Source organism: Microbacterium sp. UBA3394, assembly GCF_002358725.1.
Classification (GTDB): Bacteria; Actinomycetota; Actinomycetes; order Actinomycetales; family Microbacteriaceae; genus Microbacterium; species Microbacterium luteum.
The window spans coordinates 4,947-6,608 of sequence record NZ_DEPK01000223.1; the positions used below are offsets into that span (position 1 = coordinate 4,947).

The 1,662-nt window shown below is 69.0% G+C and carries 2 protein-coding genes; both read right to left on the minus strand.

Annotated elements, in window-relative coordinates; genetic code table 11:
• Window positions 1-1,029: Clp protease N-terminal domain-containing protein (locus B4E30_RS13640; protein ID WP_286795615.1), on the minus strand; the 1,029-nt coding region annotated here is incomplete at its 3' end.
• A 420-nt stretch (window positions 1,030-1,449) separates the two neighbouring features.
• Window positions 1,450-1,662: endonuclease domain-containing protein (locus tag B4E30_RS13645; protein WP_286795616.1), on the minus strand; the 213-nt coding region annotated here is incomplete at its 5' end.

Here is a 1,662-nt window from a genome sequence, read left to right on the forward strand (position 1 = left end):
GAAGCGACGCTCGAGGGCGGCATCTTTCTCGAAGTGCTTGCGGTACTCGTCGAGCGTGGTTGCACCGATCGTCTGCAGCTCGCCACGGGCGAGGAGCGGCTTCAGGATGCTCGCGGCGTCGATCGCGCCCTCGGCGGCTCCGGCACCCACGAGGGTGTGGATCTCGTCGATGAAGACGATGATGTCGCCGCGGGTGCGGATCTCCTTCGTGACCTTCTTCAGGCGCTCCTCGAAGTCACCGCGGTACCGCGATCCGGCGATGAGCGAGCCGAGGTCGAGCGAGTAGACCTGCTTGTCCTTCAGCGTCTCGGGCACATCCCCCTTCACGATCGCCTGGGCGAGACCCTCGACGACGGCGGTCTTTCCCACGCCGGGCTCGCCGATGAGGACGGGGTTGTTCTTCGACCGGCGCGAGAGGATCTGCATGACCCGCTCGATCTCCTTCTCGCGCCCGATCACCGGGTCGAGCTTGTTGTCGCGCGCGGCCTGCGTGAGGTTGCGACCGAACTGGTCGAGCACCTGCGAGCCGCCCTGAGCGCCGGACTGCGCCTGCTCACCGCCACCGGCGGCGACGCCTGCGGGCTCCTTGCCCTGGTATCCGCTGAGGAGCTGGATGACCTGCTGGCGCACCTTGTTCAGGTCGGCGCCGAGCTTGACGAGCACCTGCGCGGCGACGCCCTCACCCTCGCGGATGAGGCCGAGCAGGATGTGCTCGGTGCCGATGTAGTTGTGGCCGAGCTGGAGCGCCTCGCGCAGGCTCAGCTCGAGCACCTTCTTCGCACGCGGCGTGAAGGGGATGTGGCCGGTGGGCTGCTGCTGCCCCTGGCCGATGATGTCCTGCACCTGCTCGCGCACGGCGTCGAGCGAGATGCCCAGGGACTCGAGCGCCTTCGCGGCGACGCCCTCCCCCTCGTGGATCAGACCGAGCAGGATGTGCTCGGTGCCGATGTAGTTGTGGTTGAGCATCTTCGCCTCTTCTTGGGCGAGCACAACCACGCGACGGGCACGGTCGGTGAATCTCTCGAACATCGTTCACTCCCTCGGCGCTTGGGGTGCAGGTCGCACTGCTGCGCGATACATCGAGGTTAGCCAGCGGCGGGATGCCACGGGCCGCTGTTCGCCAGGGGCATATCCGGGGTGCCCGTCCCGCGCGCGAAGCCTCGCCCCTCCGCACTCCGCCGCTCCGCTCCGCCGCTCCGTCCGCGAAGCCTCCGCTCCGCCTCCGCCTCGTCGCTCCGCACTCCGCGCGCGACGCCTCACCCATCCGCCCCTCCGCGCGCGAAGCCCCGCCCTCCGCGCTCTCCATCGTTCCGCAGTCACAATCTGCGGGTATGTCGCCGCGCGACCCGCATCTCCTGACTGCTGAGCAGCGCCCTGATTCGCTCCGCAGTCGCAAAGTGCGGATCTGCGGCGTCAGGACCCGCAGATCGTGACTGCCGAGCGGACGGCTCAGACGGCGCGCGAACGGATGGCGCGCCGCACGCGCTCGACGAACGCACGCGGCTCCGCGAACACGTCGCGCTTCGTCACCCGGATGACGACCCACCCGAGCTCGGCGAGACGCTCGTGCCGCCGGATGTCGCGCGCCCACTGCTCCGGGTCGCGCAGATGATGCTCCCCCTCGTACTCGATGGCGATCTTGAGCGTCGGGTACGCCAGGTC